The following is a 16,029-nucleotide window of genomic DNA, read 5'->3' on the forward strand; positions in this document are numbered from 1 at the left end:
CGGCTCCCGGAGCAGTTCGGACGAATACGCCTCGGTCGATGCGGACAGAGTGACAGACTGACTGCGCCCATAAGCGCCGAGTTACCGAAGTGGGCCGCCATGAGTGAGAACAGTGCTACGCGTGTGCTCGAAGAAGGACAGAAAACGGAACAACTCGGAGCATCCGCACTGCGTCCTCTGCTCGCCGCGATGACCGCGCTGCGGGACGGCGACTTCGCCAGGGTGCCGGAGACCGGGCACGGCATCGACGCCGAACTCGCCGCGGTCTTCAACCAGATCGTCGACCGGAGCCTGCACTTCAACTCCGAACTGCGGCGTGTGAAGCGGGAGCTGGCGCGGCACGGCCGGCTCGACGAGCGGCTCTCGGCCAGCCCGGGCCAGGGCACGTGGACGTCCCGGGTCAATGACGTGAACCAGATACTGGATGCCCTGGTGGCCCCGGTGGCCAATGCCACGCGGGTCCTGGACGCGGTGGCCGGGGGCGATCTGACCCAGCGGGTCGACCTGCACGACGGAACCCGGCAGTTGCGCGGTGACCTGCGGCGGCTCGGCACCGCCGTGAACAAGATGGTCGACCAGCTCTCCCTGTTCACCGGCGAGGTGACCCGGGTGGCCCGCGAGGTCGGCACCGACGGCCGGCTCGGCGGGCGGGCCAAGGTGCAGGGCCTGTCGGGCAGTTGGCGGGCGGTGACCGAGGCGGTCAACACGATGGCGTCCCGGCTGACCGCCCAGGTCCGCGACATCGCCGTGGTGACCACGGCGGTGGCCCGCGGCGATCTGACGCGTACGGTGACGGTGGAGGCGACCGGTGAGCTGCTGGAGCTGAAGCTCACCGTCAACACGATGGTGGACCAGCTGTCCGCCTTCGCCGACGAGGTCACCCGCGTGGCCCGCGAGGTCGGCACCGAGGGGCAGCTGGGCGGGCGGGCCCAGGTGCGGGGCGTGTCCGGGGTCTGGAAGGACCTCACCGACAACGTCAACTTCATGGCGTCGAACCTGACGTCGCAGGTGCGCAACATCGCCCAGGTGACGACGGCCGTGGCCAACGGCGATCTGAGCCAGAAGATCACGGTCGACGCGCAGGGTGAGATCCTGGAGCTTAAGTCGACCATCAACACGATGGTGGACCAGCTGTCCGCCTTCGCCGACGAGGTCACCCGGGTGGCCCGCGAGGTCGGCACCGAGGGCAACCTCGGCGGGCGGGCCCAGGTGCGGGGCGTGAGCGGGGTCTGGAAGGACCTCACCGACAACGTCAACTTCATGGCGGACAACCTGACGTCGCAGGTCCGCAATATCGCCCTCGTCTCGACGGCCGTGGCCCAGGGCGACCTCGGCAAGAAGATCACGGTGGAGGCGAAGGGCGAGATCCTGGAGCTGAAGTCCACGATCAACACGATGGTGGACCAGCTGTCCGCCTTCGCCGACGAGGTCACCCGCGTGGCCCGCGAGGTCGGCACCGAGGGCAACCTCGGCGGCCAGGCCCAGGTGCGGGGCGTCAGCGGAGTCTGGAAGGACCTCACCGACAACGTCAACTTCATGGCGCTGAACCTGACTTCACAGGTGCGCAACATCGCCCAGGTGACGACGGCCGTCGCCAACGGCAACCTGTCGAAGAAGATCACGGTCGACGCGCGCGGCGAGATCCTGGAGCTGAAGGACACCGTCAACACGATGGTGGAGCAGCTGCGCGCCTTCGCCGACGAGGTGACGCGCGTGGCCCGCGAGGTCGGCACCGACGGCCGACTCGGCGGGCGGGCCCAGGTGCTGGGGGTCTCCGGCGTCTGGCGGGATCTGACGGACAACGTCAACTACATGGCGGACAACCTCACTTCACAGGTGCGGAACATCGCCCAGGTGGCGACGGCGGTGGCGTCGGGCGACCTGTCGAAGAAGATCGACGTGGACGCGCGCGGAGAGATCCTGGAGCTGAAGACCACCATCAACACGATGGTGGACACGCTGTCCTCCTTCTCCTCCGAGGTGACGCGCGTGGCCCGCGAGGTGGGCAGCGAGGGGCAGCTCGGCGGGCAGGCCCGGGTCGAGGGCGTGTACGGCACCTGGAAGCGCCTGACGACCAACGTGAACGAACTCGCCCTGAACCTGACCACCCAGGTCCGTGCGATCGCCGAGGTCGCCTCCGCCGTGGCGCAGGGCGACATGTCCCGCTCGATCACCGTGGAGGCGCGCGGCGAGGTCGCCGAGCTGAAGGACAACATCAACCTGATGGTGGCCAATCTGCGCGAGACGACCCGCGCGAAGGACTGGCTGGAGTCCAACCTGGCCCGACTCGCGGCCCTGATGCAGGGCCACCGCGACCTGATGGAGGTCGCCGATCTGATCCTGCGCGAGCTGACGCCGCTGGTGAACGCCCAATACGGCGCGTTCTTCCTGGCCGACCCCGACGAGGACGGCTCCTCGCTGCCCAAGGCCGTCCCGGCGAAGGGGCTGGCCTTCATCGCCGGCTACGGCTCGGCGCAGGGCGCCACGGTCGAGACGGGCGGCCTCCCGGTGCACGGTCTGGTCCGCCAGGCGGCCCGGGAGAAGAAGCGGATCCTGGTGGAGGAGGCCCCGCCCGACTACATCAAGATCAACAGCGGGCTCGGGGAGGCGGCGCCCACGACGATCGTCATCATCCCGATCCTGTTCGAGGACAAGCTCCTCGGGGTGATCGAGCTGGCCTCCTTCTCCCGCTTCTCCGATGTGCACCTGGCGTTCTTCGACCAGTTCGTGAACACCATCGGCGTCGCCATCAACACGATCATCGCCAACTCCCGCACCGAGTCCCTGCTGGGCGAGTCCCAGCGGCTGGCGATGCAGCTCCAGGAACGCTCGGACGAACTCCAGAAACAGCAGGCGGAATTGCAGCACTCCAACGCGGAACTGGAAGAGAAGGCGGCCCTGCTGGCCACGTCGTCCCAGTACAAGTCGGAGTTCCTGGCGAACATGTCGCACGAGCTGCGTACACCGCTCAACTCGCTGCTGATCCTGGCACGGCTGCTCTCCGACAACCCGGACGGCCATCTCTCCGAGCAGGAGGTGCAGTTCGCGACGACGATCCACCGCTCGGGCTCGGACCTGCTCCAGCTGATCAACGACATCCTGGACCTGTCGAAGATCGAGGCCGGCCGGATGGACGTACGCCCGAAACGGCTGCCGCTCATCAAGCTGCTGGACTATGTCCACGCGACCTTCCGTCCGCTCACCCTGGACCGGGGGCTCGCCTTCGAGGTGGCGGTCGGCGAGGACGTGCCCCGCGTGATGTACTCCGACGAGCAGCGCCTCCAGCAGATCCTGCGCAACCTGCTGTCCAACGCGACCAAGTTCACCGCGACGGGCCGGGTGGAGCTGCGGGTGAGCCGGCTGAAGGACCCCGAGCACCACTACGTCCGCGACAGCGACGAGGTGGTCGCCTTCGCGGTCTCCGACACGGGCATCGGGATCGCCGCCGAGAAACTCCCGGTGATCTTCGAGGCGTTCCAGCAGGCTGACGGCACGACCAACCGCAAGTACGGCGGCACCGGCCTGGGCCTGTCCATCAGCCGGGAGATCGCGGGCCTGCTGGGCGGCCGTATCGTCGCCGAGAGCGAGCCGGGCCAGGGCTCCACCTTCACGCTGTACGTCCCGGTCGTCAGCCCCGGCCACACCGCGACGGGCCCGGTGCCCGAGGACCGTACGACCCTGCCGCTCCCCGCGCAGCCGGCGGCCGCCGAGCCCTTCCTCGCGGCCCACGACACGGAGGACTCCTGGCCCGCGCCCACCAAGCTGGAGGCGTGGAAGACGGGCCGGGCGGGACAGGTGCTGCCCGGCCGGAGGGTGCTGATCGTGGACGACGACATCCGCAACGTGTTCGCGCTCACCCATGTCCTGGGCCGCGTCGGCATGCCGGTGCTCTACGCGGAGAACGGCCGGGAGGGCATCGAGACCCTGGAGCGCAACCCGGACGTCGAGCTGGTCCTGATGGACATCATGATGCCGGAGATGGACGGCTACGAGACCATCTGCTCCATCCGCCGCACCCCGCGCTGGGCCGGGCTGCCGATCGTCGCGCTGACGGCCAAGGCGATGCCCGGAGACCGGGAGAAGTCGATCGCGCGGGGCGCCAACGACTACGTGCCCAAGCCGGTGGACGTCGACCGGCTGCTGACCGTCGTGTGCGCGCTCCTGGACCCCGAGAGCGCACAGGGCGAGGAGCCGGCCGCCGAGGAACGGACCGAGTGAGGCAACGTCACCATGAGCGCTGAGGCAACGACCGGCGAGCGGGCCGGCATCCTCCTCGTGGACGACATGGAGGACAACCTGATCGCGCTGGAGGCCGTCCTGGGCTCCCTCAACCAGCCGCTCGTGCGGGCACGGTCGGGCGAGGAGGCGATGAAGGCACTGCTGCGCCGGCGGTTCGCCCTGGTCCTCATGGACATCCGGATGCCGGGCATGGACGGCTTCGAGACGGCCGCGAACATCAAGCGGCTCGACCAGACCAAGGACATCCCGATCATCTTCCTGACCGGCGCGGACGACGACACGGGCTACGCCTTCCGCGGCTACGCCACAGGCGCCGCCGACTATCTGACGAAGCCGTTCGACCCGTGGGTACTGCGCGCCAAGGTCTCCGTGTTCCTGGACCTCCACCGCAAGAGCCGCCAACTGGAACACCTGCTCGCCCAGGAACAGTCCCACTGCGCCCAGGTGACCACCCACCTGAACACCCTGGAGAAGCTGCTGGCGGCAGACCCGGTGAACCTTCGCGAGGCCCGGACGCAGGTGCAGCGGGTGCAGGAGCTGGTGGAGTCGATCCGCCAACGGGGGCCGGGCCGCTAGATGCCGCCGCGGCCCCATCGAGTCCACACCGACCGGGCTCGGTCCTCGATGTACTTGACGACCACGCGCAAGGTGGTGCCCCGCTCGGTCCGCCGGCTCACCTCGTCCCCGGGGAGCATCGCGATCTCGTACGTCGTGATCTAACTCCTGCGCTCCATCAGTGCCGCGCGCCTTTTGTCCTGGTCGGCCAGCTGTGCGTTGCGCGAGGACGAGTCGACGGCCCCGGAAGGCGCGCATCGCCTTCCGGGGCCGTCGGTTGTCGGGGTACCCCTGGGGAACTAGGCCTCGACCGATCCCGCGTACATCTCGTCGATCAGGTGCTTGTACTCGCGCTCCACCACCGGACGCTTGAGCTTGAGGCTCGGGGTGATCTCGCCGTGTTCCACGTCCAGGTCGCGCGGGAGGAGGCGGAACTTCTTGATGGTCTGCCAGCGCTGGAGGCCCTCGTTGAGCTGCTTGACGTAGCTCTCGACCAGCTCGACGGTGGCGGGGGCGGCGACGACCTCGGCGTACGACTTGCCCGCCAGGCCGTTCTCCTTGGCCCAGTCGAGGATGGCGATCTCGTCGAGTGCGATGAGCGCGGTGCAGAAGTTCCGGTCGGCGCCGTGCACCAGGATGTTGGAGACGTACGGGCACACGGCCTTGAACTGGCCCTCGACCTCGGCCGGCGCGATGTACTTGCCGCCGGACGTCTTGATCAGGTCCTTCTTGCGGTCGGTGATGCGCAGATAGCCGTCGGGGGACAGCTCACCGATGTCGCCGGTGTGGAACCAGCCGTCCGACTCCAGGACCTCGGCGGTCTTCTCCGGCAGCCCGTGGTAGCCCTGCATGATGCCGGGGCCGCGCAGCAGGATCTCGCCGTCGTCCGCGATGCGCACCTCGCAGCCGGGCAGCGGCTTGCCGACCGTGCCGGTGCGGTAGGCCTCGCCGGGGTTGACGAAGGAGGCCGCGGAGGACTCGGTGAGGCCGTAGCCCTCCAGGATGTGCACACCGGCGCCGGCGAAGAAGTAACCGATCTCGGGGGCGAGCGCGGCGGAGCCGGAGACACAGGCCCGCAGCCGGCCGCCGAAGGCCTCGCGCAGCTTGGAGTAGACGAGGGCGTCCGCGACCTTGTGCTTGGCGCCGAGCCCGAAGGGCACGGAGTGCACGCCGGTCCGCCGGAAGTTGTCCTGGCTGACCTTGGCGTACTCGCGGGCGACCCCGGCCGCCCACTGGAAGATCTTGTACTTGGCTGCGCCGCCCGCACGGGCCTTGGCCGCGACGCCGTTGTAGACCTTCTCGAAGATGCGCGGCACGGCCGCCATGTACGTCGGCTGGACCACCGGCAGATTCTCGATGATCTTGTCCACCCGGCCGTCGACCGCGGTGACGTGCCCGACCTCGATCTGGCCGGAGGTGAGCACCTTGCCGAAGACGTGCGCCAGCGGCAGCCACAGGTACTGCACGTCCTCGCTGCCGACCAACCCGGTCGCAGCGATCGCCTTCGCCATGTACGACCAGTTGTCCTGCGGGAGGCGGACACCCTTGGGGCGGCCCGTGGTGCCGGAGGTGTAGATGAGGGTGGCGAGCTGATCCTTCGTGATCGCCGCCACCCGCTCCTTGATCAGCTCGGGGTGCTTCTCCAGATACGCGGCACCGCGCTGCTCCAGCTCGGCAAGGGTGAGCACCCAGTCGCCGGTCTCGACGCCGGCCGGGTCGATGACGACCACATGGGTCAGCTCGGGCAGCTCACGGCGCTTCTCCACGGCCTTGGCGAGCTGGGCCGCGTCCTCCGCGATCAGCACCCGGCTCTCGGAGTCGGAGAGGATGAACGCGGACTCGTCGGCGTTGGTCTGCGGGTAGACGGTCGTGGTGGCCGCACCGGCACACAGGATGCCGAGGTCGGCGAGGATCCACTCGACGCGGGTCGAGGAGGCGAGCGCGACGCGCTGCTCGGACTGCACGCCCAGCTCGATGAGACCGGCCGCGATCGCGTAGACCCGCTCGGCGGCCTGTCCCCAGCTCAGCGACTTCCAGTCGTCCGGGCCCTGGCCGGACGCGGCCGGTACCGGGTAGCGGTAGGCCTCTGCGTCCGGTGTGGCCGCCACGCGGTCCAGGAACAGCGTCGCCACGGACGGCGGACGGTTCTCGATCAGGGTCTGTGTGTCGCTCACGACATCCTCCGGGGCCCGCGACAGTGCGGCTGGCTCAGTGCGGCTGGGTCAACTCACGGGTGTGGTTTCGCGCCGTTGTTTAACTCGCGAGTAACTATCGAGCAGAGATCAGAGTAAGGCCCGACCGGCCGGTTCGTAAGGGGCGGCGGCCTGTCACTTCCTCCAGAGAGTGACCACCCGCATGCGAAGGGGCCCGCCGCACTTTGGTGCGACGGGCCCCCCTTGCGCCCCATTTGCCGGGGCGACCGGCGCTTACTGCGGGTAACCGCGATTACTTCTTGCCCTTGCCCGACCCCGCGCTGTCATCACTGGAGAGCACGGCGATGAAGGCCTCCTGCGGAACCTCCACGGAACCCACCATCTTCATCCGCTTCTTGCCTTCCTTCTGCTTCTCCAGCAGCTTCCGCTTACGGGAGATGTCACCGCCGTAGCACTTGGCGAGGACGTCCTTGCGGATGGCGCGGATGGTCTCGCGGGCGATGACCCGGGAGCCGATGGCGGCCTGGATGGGCACCTCGAAGGCCTGCCGCGGAATGAGTTCGCGCAGCTTGGCGACGAGCCGCACCCCGTACGCATACGCGGCGTCCTTGTGGGTGATCGCCGAGAAGGCGTCCACCTTGTCGCCGTGCAGCAGGATGTCGACCTTGACCAGGCTGGAGGTCTGCTCACCGGTGGGCTCGTAGTCCAGCGACGCGTAACCGCGCGTCTTCGACTTCAGCTGGTCGAAGAAGTCGAAGACGATCTCGGCGAGCGGGAGGGTGTAGCGGATCTCGACCCGGTCCTCGGAGAGGTAGTCCATGCCGAGGAGGGTGCCGCGCCTGGTCTGGCACAGCTCCATGATCGAGCCGATGAACTCGGTCGGCGCCAGGATCGTGGCCCGCACGACCGGCTCGTACACCTCGCCGATCTTGCCTTCGGGGAATTCGCTCGGGTTGGTGACGATGTGCTCGCTGCCGTCCTCCATGACCACGCGGTAGACCACGTTGGGCGCGGTGGCGATCAGGTCGAGCCCGAACTCGCGCTCCAGTCGCTCGCGGATCACGTCGAGGTGCAGCAGACCGAGGAAACCGACGCGGAAGCCGAAGCCGAGGGCCGCCGAGGTCTCCGGCTCGTACACCAGCGCGGCGTCGTTGAGCTGCAGCTTGTCCAGGGCCTCGCGCAGCTCGGGGTAGTCCGAGCCGTCCAGCGGATACAGGCCGGAGAAGACCATGGGCTTGGGGTCCTTGTACCCGCCCAGGGCCTCGGTGGCGCCCTTGACCTGGCTGGTGACGGTGTCACCGACCTTGGACTGGCGGACGTCCTTCACACCCGTGATCAGATAGCCCACCTCGCCGACGCCGAGGCCGTCGGCCGACAGCATCTCGGGCGAGTTGGTGCCGATCTCCAGCAGCTCGTGCGTGGCGCCCGTGGACATCATCTTGATCCGCTCGCGCTTGTTGAGCTGACCGTCGATGACACGGACGTACGTGACCACGCCCCGGTACGAGTCGTACACGGAGTCGAAGATCATCGCTCGGGCGGGCGCGTCCTTGACGCCGACCGGCGCCGGGATGTCCCGGACCACCCTGTCGAGCAGCGCGTCGACGCCGAGACCGGTCTTGGCGGAGACCCGCAGCACGTCGTCGGGGTCGCAGCCGACCAGGTTGGCCAGCTCCTCGGCGAACTTCTCGGGCTGCGCGGCCGGCAGATCGATCTTGTTCAGTACGGGGATGATCGTGAGGTCGTTCTCCATCGCCAGGTAGAGGTTGGCGAGGGTCTGGGCCTCGATCCCCTGGGCGGCGTCAACGAGGAGGACGGTCCCCTCACAGGCCGCGAGCGACCGCGAGACCTCATACGTGAAGTCGACGTGCCCCGGGGTGTCGATCATGTTGAGGATGTGGGTCGTGCCCTGGTCGGGCCCCTCGGTCGGGGCCCAGGGCAGACGCACGGCCTGGGACTTGATCGTGATGCCGCGCTCGCGCTCGATGTCCATCCGGTCGAGGTACTGAGCACGCATCTGCCGCTGCTCGACCACACCGGTCAGCTGGAGCATCCGGTCGGCTAGCGTGGACTTGCCGTGGTCGATGTGCGCGATGATGCAGAAATTGCGGATCAGAGCCGGGTCGGTACGGCTCGGCTCGGGCACATTCTTAGGGGTCGCGGGCACGCAGGGTCCTGTCTCTTGAGGCGCCTTATGCCTCGGGTCGGATCGATACGTAGTCTCCATGGTCCCACGGGCGCGGACCGGCGACCGGTTTGGGCCGCTCGGGGAGCCGCTGGTAACGTGGGTGGCTGTGCCTCATGCCCTCTCAGCGCGAGGCGCGTCTTCTGGAAATCATCGGTGCGGGACCCGTGCGGCCCCGTACCAGAACCTGAAAAGGCTCATTCGTGGCGAACATCAAGTCCCAGATCAAGCGGATCAAGACCAACGAGAAGGCTCGGCTGCGCAACAAGGCCGTCAAGTCCTCCCTGAAGACCGCGATCCGCAAGGCCCGCGAGGCCGCTGCCGCGGGTGACGTCGAGAAGGCCACCGAGTACCAGCGCGCTGCCGCGCGTCAGCTCGACAAGGCCGTCTCGAAGGGCGTCATCCACAAGAACCAGGCCGCCAACAAGAAGTCGGCGCTGGCTTCCAAGGTCGCTTCCCTCAAGGGCTGAGTCAACTCCGACTTGACCGCCGGACGGACCCAGAGCGGGCCCTCTCTCATCCGCTCCCGCCCGGCAGCCCGAGCTCATACGCGGCCTGCGTTCGCCACGCGGGTATGAGCTCACCAGCTTGATCCGAGGCCCTGCCGCCTCGCCCTTCCCCGGGGCGGACGGCGGGGCCTTCGGCATGCCGAGGCAACACGGGTCTTCGAAGTCGGGCGTCGGTCCAGGTCAGCACCCCAGATCCGCCAACCGACGACCGGCGTACGGCTACGACCGGCTGGCCGTCGGCCCCCGCACCGCCCAGCTTCGAAGACCCGGCAACGCCTGCCCCCGCGCCGTCAGCGTCCCCGGGAGCGGGCCGCCCTCGCGATCGTCACGACCGCCTTCTCCAGCGCGTACTCGGGGTCGTCCCCGCCGCCCTTCACGCCCGCGTCGGCCTCGGCCACCGCTCGCAGCGCGAGCGCGACACCGTCCGGTGTCCACCCCCGCATCTGCTGCCGCACCCGGTCGATCTTCCACGGCGGCATCCCCAGCTCCCGCGCGAGATCGGCCGGCCGGCCGCCCCGCGCGGAGGACAGCTTCCCGATCGCCCGCACGCCCTGGGCCAGCGCGCTGGTGATCAGCACCGGCGCGACCCCCGTGGCCAGCGACCACCGCAGGGCCTCCAGCGCCTCCGCCGTACGCCCCTCGACCGCCCGGTCGGCGACCGTGAAGCTGGACGCCTCGGCACGCCCGGTGTAGTACCGCCCGACGACGGCCTCGTCGATCGTCCCCTCTACGTCGGCGACGAGCTGAGTCACCGCGGACGCCAACTCCCGCAGATCGCTCCCGATCGCGTCGACGAGCGCCTGGCACGCCTCGGGCGTGGCCGACCGGCCGAGCCCTCGGAACTCGCTCCGCACGAAGGCGAGACGGTCTGCCGGCTTGGTCATCTTCGGGCAGGCCACCTCTCGCGCGCCCGCCTTGCGCGCCGCGTCGAGCAGCCCCTTGCCCTTGGCCCCGCCCGCGTGCAGCAGCACGAGGGTGATCTCCTCGGCGGGCGCCCCGAGATACGCCTTCACGTCCTTGACCGTGTCCGCCGACAGGTCCTGCGCATTGCGTACGACCACGACCTTGCGCTCCGCGAAGAGCGACGGGCTGGTCAGCTCGGCGAGCGTGCCGGGCTGCAGCTGGTCCGGGGTCAGGTCACGGACGTCCGTGTCGGCGTCGGCGGCCCTGGCGGCGGCCACCACCTCCTGCACGGCACGGTCGAGCAGGAGGTCCTCCTGGCCCACGGCGAGCGTCACCGGGGCGAGAGGGTCGTCATTCGCAGTCTTCCTGGCCATCGCGACAAGCATCCCACGCGCCACTGACAACGGACCCCGCCACCGACCCGCGGGCGTCTCCCGGGCCTACGGCTCCTCGCGCCAGCCGTCCCACTCCCCCGCGAACGCGTTCAGCTCCTCGGGGTCCAACCGCTCGTCCTCGTCCCGCAGGACCACGAGCCACTGCGCGTCCTCGGCGTCGTCCTCACCGGCCAGCGCATCGCGGACGAGATGCGGTTCCTCATCGACTCCGAAGCGCTCCGCGAGCGCCTCCACCGCTTCCTCGGCCGCGTCGCGGTCGGGCAGCACCAGTACGTGTCTCACATCGCTCACGGAGTCATTCTCCGGCACCCGGACCGTGCCTGAACCAGTCGTCCCGACTCCGCTTCCGCACGGTCGGCACCGAGTCGAGCTCGATCCCGAACCGCTCCCGGTACACCCCGAGAACCTCCTCGTCCGTGCCGAACTCACGCACCTCCTTCGTCCCGTCGGCCCCCGTCACCGTCAGCGCCCGCCCGCTGATCGTGATCCTCCCTCCGTCCTCCGTCACCCGCGAACAGACCAGCGACCGCGTGAAGTGCGACACCGGCGAGGTGCTGTGCCACCACGCCCCGGCCGCGAAGTCGCCGAGCACCCGGGGCCTGGTCTCCAGGCGGTACTGGAGCTTCCCGTCACGCGTCACGTCCAGGTCCCCGGCACCGGCCACCTCGCCCGCGCCGTCCACCCCCGCGGCGTCCGGCCCGGCCGCGGCGATCCGGAAGGTCCCGCCGGGATCGCGCTGCTCCCCGCGCTCCGCGAAGGCCAGCGGACCATGGCTGTGCGCCCCGAACCCCACGTCGGCCAGCCACTCGCTTCCGTCCACCGCCCGCACCCGCAGCGCGAGATGGTCGTACGGAATCCCCAGCCGCCCCTCGTCCCCGTACACCCGCCCCGCGAGCAGGACGACGTCGAAGCCCAGCGCGGCGAGCAACGCCCCGAAGGAGCCGTTCAGTTCGTAGCAGAACCCGCCCCTTCGCGCCCCCAGCAGCTTGTCCAGCAGCCGCTTCTCCTCCAGCACGATCTCCTCGCCGAGGTGGATGGACAGGTTCTCGAAGGGCACGGCCCGCAGATGACGCACATGCAGGTCCCGCAGAACCTCGGCGGTGGGCCGCTCAGGGCGCTCGGCCCCCAGACGGCGGAGATAGGCATCGACCTGTGCTGTATTCATGCACTCAGTCTCGCGCCACCCGCAGCCCTCCGTCCGCTCCACCCGCCCCGACGACCGCCAGCGCCCCGTCCCGGTCCGTACGCAGCACCACCGCCCCTCCTGCACGCAGCGCCGCCACGGTGCCGGGCGCCGGATGGCCGTACGGGTTGTCCGCACCGCACGAGATCAACGCCACCCGCGGCGCCACCAGACGTATGAGATCCGGATCCTGGTAGGCCGAGCCGTGGTGGGCGACCTTGAGCACGTCCACACCGGCCAGCTCGGCCGCCGCCGGCGATCTCAACAGCGCCTGCTGAGCCGGGGGTTCGAGGTCCCCCAGGAGGAGCAACCGCAGCCCGGCCGAGCGCACGAGCATCGCCACGCTCGCGTCGTTGGGGCCGTCGGGATCAGGGGCCACGGGGCTCGGGGGCGGCCACAGCACCTGCCAGGACAGCGCACCGGTGCGCCCCTCCTCCCCGGCGACGGCTCGGGTCAGCCGAATGTGCCGCCGCGCCGCCTCCTTCCGTACGAACTCGGCCTGGTCCGCGGGCTCCTCGAAGCCGGTCGTCTCGATCACGCCCACCGAGCGCCCCCTCAGCACACCGGGCAGTCCCGTGACGTGATCCGCGTGGAAATGGGTCAGCACCACGAGCGGGATGCGGGTGATGCCTAGCTCCCGCAGACAGCGGTCGACCAGCGCCGGATCGGGTCCGGCGTCCACGACCACCCCGGTGCCCTCCCCCGCCGCCAGCACCGTCGCGTCCCCCTGTCCCACGTCGCACATCGCGAACCGCCAGCCCGGTGGCGGCCAGCCCGTGAGCACCCGGGTCAGCGGTGCCGGCCGTACCACCACGAGCAGGAGCAGCGCCCCGCAGACGGCGCACCACCACGGGTGCCGCAGCAGCCGCCGACCGGCGGAGACAAGGAACACCGTGACCACGGCGAGCAACAGCGCCCCCATCCAGCTGCCCGGCCAGTCCACTCCCGCGCCCGGCAGCGCGGCCCCGGTCCGGGCCACCTGCGCGATCCATCCGGCAGGCCAACTCGCGCACCAGGCCAGCGCCTTGGCCACCGGTATCGCCACCGGTGCCGACCCGAGCGCCGCGAACCCGAGCACCGTGGCCGGCGCGACCGCCGCCTCGGCGAGCAGATTGCAGGGCACCGCCACCAGGCTCACCCGCGCCGACAGCACGGCGACGACCGGCGCGCACACAGCCTGCGCCGCGGCAGCCGCCGCCAGCGCCTCGGCCAACCGCCCGGGCACCCGGCGCCGCCGCAGCGCCACGCTCCAACCCGGCGCGAGCACCAGCAGCGAGCCGGTGGCCAGCACCGAGAGCAGGAACCCGTAACTACGGGCCAGCCACGGGTCGTACAGCACCAGCAGCAGGACGGCCGTCGCCAGCGCCGGGACGAGCGATCTGCGGCGTCCCGTCGCCAGGGCCAGCAGCGCCACCGATCCGCAGGCCGCGGCCCGCAGCACGCTCGGGTCCGGTCGGCACACGACGACGAACCCGGTCGTGAGCGCCGCCGCGAGGAGCGCGGTGGCCCGCAGCGAGATGCCGAGGCGCGGGGCGAGCCCGCGGCGCTCCACGCGCTGGGCCAGACCGGGCGGCCCGAGCAGCAACGCGAGCAGGATCGTGAGGTTGCTGCCGGAGACGGCGAGCGTGTGCGCCAGGTCCGTCTCCTTGAACGCCTCGTCCAGCTCGGGCGTGATCCGTGAGGTGTCCCCGACGACCAGCCCCGGAAGCAGCGCACGGGCATCCGCCGGCAGCCCGTCGGTGGCCTCGCGCAGCCCCGCCCGCAACCGTCCCGCCAGCCGCTGCGGCCCGCTCGGCCCCGCCACGATCTCCGGCACCTGCCGCGTCGTGACCCGCAGCACGGCCGCGGTCCGGTCCCCGCCCGTCATCACGGGCGCCAGCCGCGCGCTCACCCGCAGCCGGGTCGTGGGCAACAGCCCGAGCCAGGCCGAACGCCCCGAGGGCCGGGCCGAGACGCCTCGCGCCGTTGGCTCCGGTGCCGGGACATCGCCTGGCTCCGGTGCCGGGACATCGCCGTCGACGATCATCAACACCGGTGCCCGCGTCGCCACGGCCGTCCCGTCCGTCTCCTCGACGCTCCGCACCTCCGCGTGGATCAGGACGGCTACCGGAGCCGCGTGATCCCCTCTCACCCGGGGCCTGCTCAGCCGGGGATCGGAGCCGAGTTCGACCTCGGCGGTCACGGTGGCGTACTGCCGGGCCAGCACGGGCACGGGCCCGCGACGCAGATCCGCTCCATGCAGCCCGGCGGAGACGGCGGCCGCGGCGACGCAGAGCAGTACGGCGGCCGACGCGGCACGCGGCAGGGGCCCCGCCCAGGCGGACCATGTCCTCGGCGGTGCGGGCAGGGCCTGCGCCCCGTCGTCCGAGTGGCGTCGTCCACTTGGTCGTCCGCGTCTTCCCGACGCCAGGAGGAGGCAGGCCGTGATCAGGCATGCGGCCGCGATGGCGGCTGTCCGTGCAGGCGGTGTGTCGAGCGTCAGTGCCGCCGTCGCCCAGGCCGCGAGCGCGGGCGGTACCAGGCGCAGGTCCGTCGGGCCTTCCTGCCGCGGGTGCGCGGCGCCCAGCCGTTTTCCGGAGGCGGCGTGCACGTCCGCCCGGCCGGTGGTGACGCGGTCGCCGGACACCTGGCTCATGGCCGCACCAGATTCCGCAGATCGGCGAAGCGGCGGTTGCCGATGCCGTTGACCTGGCGCAATTCGTCGACCGAGCGGAAACCGCCGTGCTGGGTGCGGTAGTCGACGATGTGCTGGGCGAGCACGGGGCCGACACCGGGCAGGGTGTCGAGCTGGTCCGTGGTGGCCGTGTTGAGGGAGATCGGGGCCGAGGGTCCTTGCGCGCCCGATGTGGAACCGGCCGGCCCTGAGCCGGTGACACCGCCCGTGCCGGGCCCCGCGGCGGGTGCGGGACCACCGACGACGACCTGTTCGCCGTCCACGAGGAAGCGCGCGCGGTTGAGGCCCTCGGTGCTGGTGCCGGGGCGCACTCCGCCCGCCGCCCGCAGCGCGTCGGCCACCCGTGAACCGGCGGGCAGGCGCTGGATCCCCGGCTCGCGGACCTTGCCGCTGACGTCCACCACGATGTCCGTCCCGGTGGCACCCGGAGCGCCGCCGCCGGTGCCCCCGGGCCCGGACCTACCTGCCTGCCCGGCCTGCGCAGCCTGTCCGTTCCCCTCGCTCTTGTCCTCCTTCCGGTACGGAGCCTCCGCCCGTACCACCTGGGGCGCGCTGACGGGCTGGGTGCGGCCGGCCCAGAAGTGCTGCACGGCGAACACCGCGGCGACGACGAGGAGCACCGCGAGCGCGACCACGCTCCGCCGTTCCAGGCCGCACCTGACCTGCAGCCACATCGGCATCCGCTCACGCAGGGCGAGCCCGGCACGCTCCCTCCAGTCCGGCATCACGCGTTCGTCGTCGGCGTCGGAGTTGGTGTCGGTGTCGGTGTCGGTGTCGGTGTCGGTGTCGGTGTCGGGCAGGACGGTGCCCTCCTCGTCCGCGCTCACCCTGTGCACCGGGTTCACCTTCTGCACCGGGCTCAACCCCGGCGCCGTACCCGTCACCCTCACCGTGTCCGCGCACACCCCCTGCCCCGGCGGCGCGTTCCCCGACTCCCGCCACTGCACGGCGTGTTCACCGAAGAGCAGTTCCGCACGGCGGCGCAGTTCCTCCGCCGGTGCGGAGCGGTGCCGGGCTCGGGGGCGGGTGTCGTGGCGGGCCGGTGAACGGCGGTGGCGGGTGCGGCCGTCGGAGGCGGGAGCGCGGCCCGGGCCGCTGGTCGCGGACGAGATGCGGGTGCGTGATCGAAGTGCCATGCGACGAGGATCGGACATCCCGCCGATTCGCGATGATCTTGCTCAATTTCCGTGGATCAGCGACTTGTTGTGGAAAACTCCAGCACTCGCACGGGTG

Annotated in this window: 10 protein-coding genes; 3 read left to right on the forward strand and 7 right to left on the reverse strand. The window is 70.5% G+C overall.

Features of this window, described 5'->3' with window-relative positions; genetic code table 11:
- The first annotated feature begins 99 nt into the window (after window positions 1-99).
- Both AB0I54_RS08170 and AB0I54_RS08175 read left to right on the forward strand, forming a co-directional pair.
- Window positions 100-4,218 (forward strand): HAMP domain-containing protein, encoded by a 4,119-nt coding sequence (locus AB0I54_RS08170; protein WP_363295102.1) that lies wholly within the window; start codon window positions 100-102, stop codon window positions 4,216-4,218.
- Between the two features lie 12 nt (window positions 4,219-4,230).
- Window positions 4,231-4,815, forward strand: a complete 585-nt coding sequence (locus tag AB0I54_RS08175) for a response regulator (RefSeq protein WP_363295103.1) — start codon at window positions 4,231-4,233, stop codon at window positions 4,813-4,815.
- 278 nt (window positions 4,816-5,093) lie between these two features.
- Here the strand turns inward: AB0I54_RS08175 and AB0I54_RS08180 are convergent, their stop codons facing one another.
- Window positions 5,094-6,968 carry an AMP-dependent synthetase/ligase gene (locus AB0I54_RS08180; RefSeq protein WP_363295104.1) on the reverse strand — a complete coding sequence of 625 codons (1,875 nt, stop codon included), beginning with the start codon at window positions 6,966-6,968 and terminating at the stop codon, window positions 5,094-5,096.
- A 271-nt stretch (window positions 6,969-7,239) separates the two neighbouring features.
- Window positions 7,240-9,114, reverse strand: a complete 1,875-nt coding sequence (lepA, locus tag AB0I54_RS08185) for a translation elongation factor 4 (RefSeq protein WP_363295105.1) — start codon at window positions 9,112-9,114, stop codon at window positions 7,240-7,242.
- A gap of 221 nt (window positions 9,115-9,335) precedes the next feature.
- On the opposite strand from lepA, the gene rpsT reads away from it, so the two are divergent.
- Complete coding sequence (gene rpsT / locus AB0I54_RS08190) at window positions 9,336-9,602, forward strand: 30S ribosomal protein S20 (protein WP_015660447.1); 267 nt, start codon at window positions 9,336-9,338, stop codon at window positions 9,600-9,602.
- A 329-nt stretch (window positions 9,603-9,931) separates the two neighbouring features.
- Here the strand turns inward: rpsT and holA are convergent, their stop codons facing one another.
- The 5 genes from holA to AB0I54_RS08215 all read right to left on the reverse strand — a co-directional run bounded on the left by holA (window position 9,932) and on the right by AB0I54_RS08215 (window position 15,932).
- On the reverse strand, window positions 9,932-10,918 hold the full coding sequence (holA, locus tag AB0I54_RS08195) for a DNA polymerase III subunit delta (protein ID WP_263208616.1): 987 nt from the start codon (window positions 10,916-10,918) through the stop codon (window positions 9,932-9,934).
- 66 nt (window positions 10,919-10,984) lie between these two features.
- Entirely contained in the window at window positions 10,985-11,230 is a 246-nt protein-coding gene (locus AB0I54_RS08200; RefSeq protein WP_363295106.1) for a hypothetical protein, read from the reverse strand.
- Window positions 11,231-11,234: 4 nt separating this feature from the next.
- The gene (locus AB0I54_RS08205; protein WP_363295107.1) at window positions 11,235-12,104 is read right to left on the reverse strand and encodes an arylamine N-acetyltransferase; all 870 of its coding nucleotides are present in this window, start codon (window positions 12,102-12,104) and stop codon (window positions 11,235-11,237) included.
- Window positions 12,105-12,108: 4 nt separating this feature from the next.
- Window positions 12,109-14,757: a ComEC/Rec2 family competence protein gene (locus AB0I54_RS08210; RefSeq protein WP_363295108.1), complete on the reverse strand. Its 2,649-nt coding sequence runs from the start codon at window positions 14,755-14,757 to the stop codon at window positions 12,109-12,111.
- Entirely contained in the window at window positions 14,754-15,932 is a 1,179-nt protein-coding gene (locus AB0I54_RS08215) for a ComEA family DNA-binding protein (RefSeq protein ID WP_363295109.1), read from the reverse strand. Before AB0I54_RS08215 ends, AB0I54_RS08210 begins: the two co-directional genes overlap by 4 nt.
- Window positions 15,933-16,029 lie beyond the last annotated feature (97 nt).

It is taken from the genome of Streptomyces sp. NPDC050625 (genome assembly GCF_040654755.1).
In the GTDB taxonomy this organism is placed as follows: Bacteria; Actinomycetota; Actinomycetes; order Streptomycetales; family Streptomycetaceae; genus Streptomyces.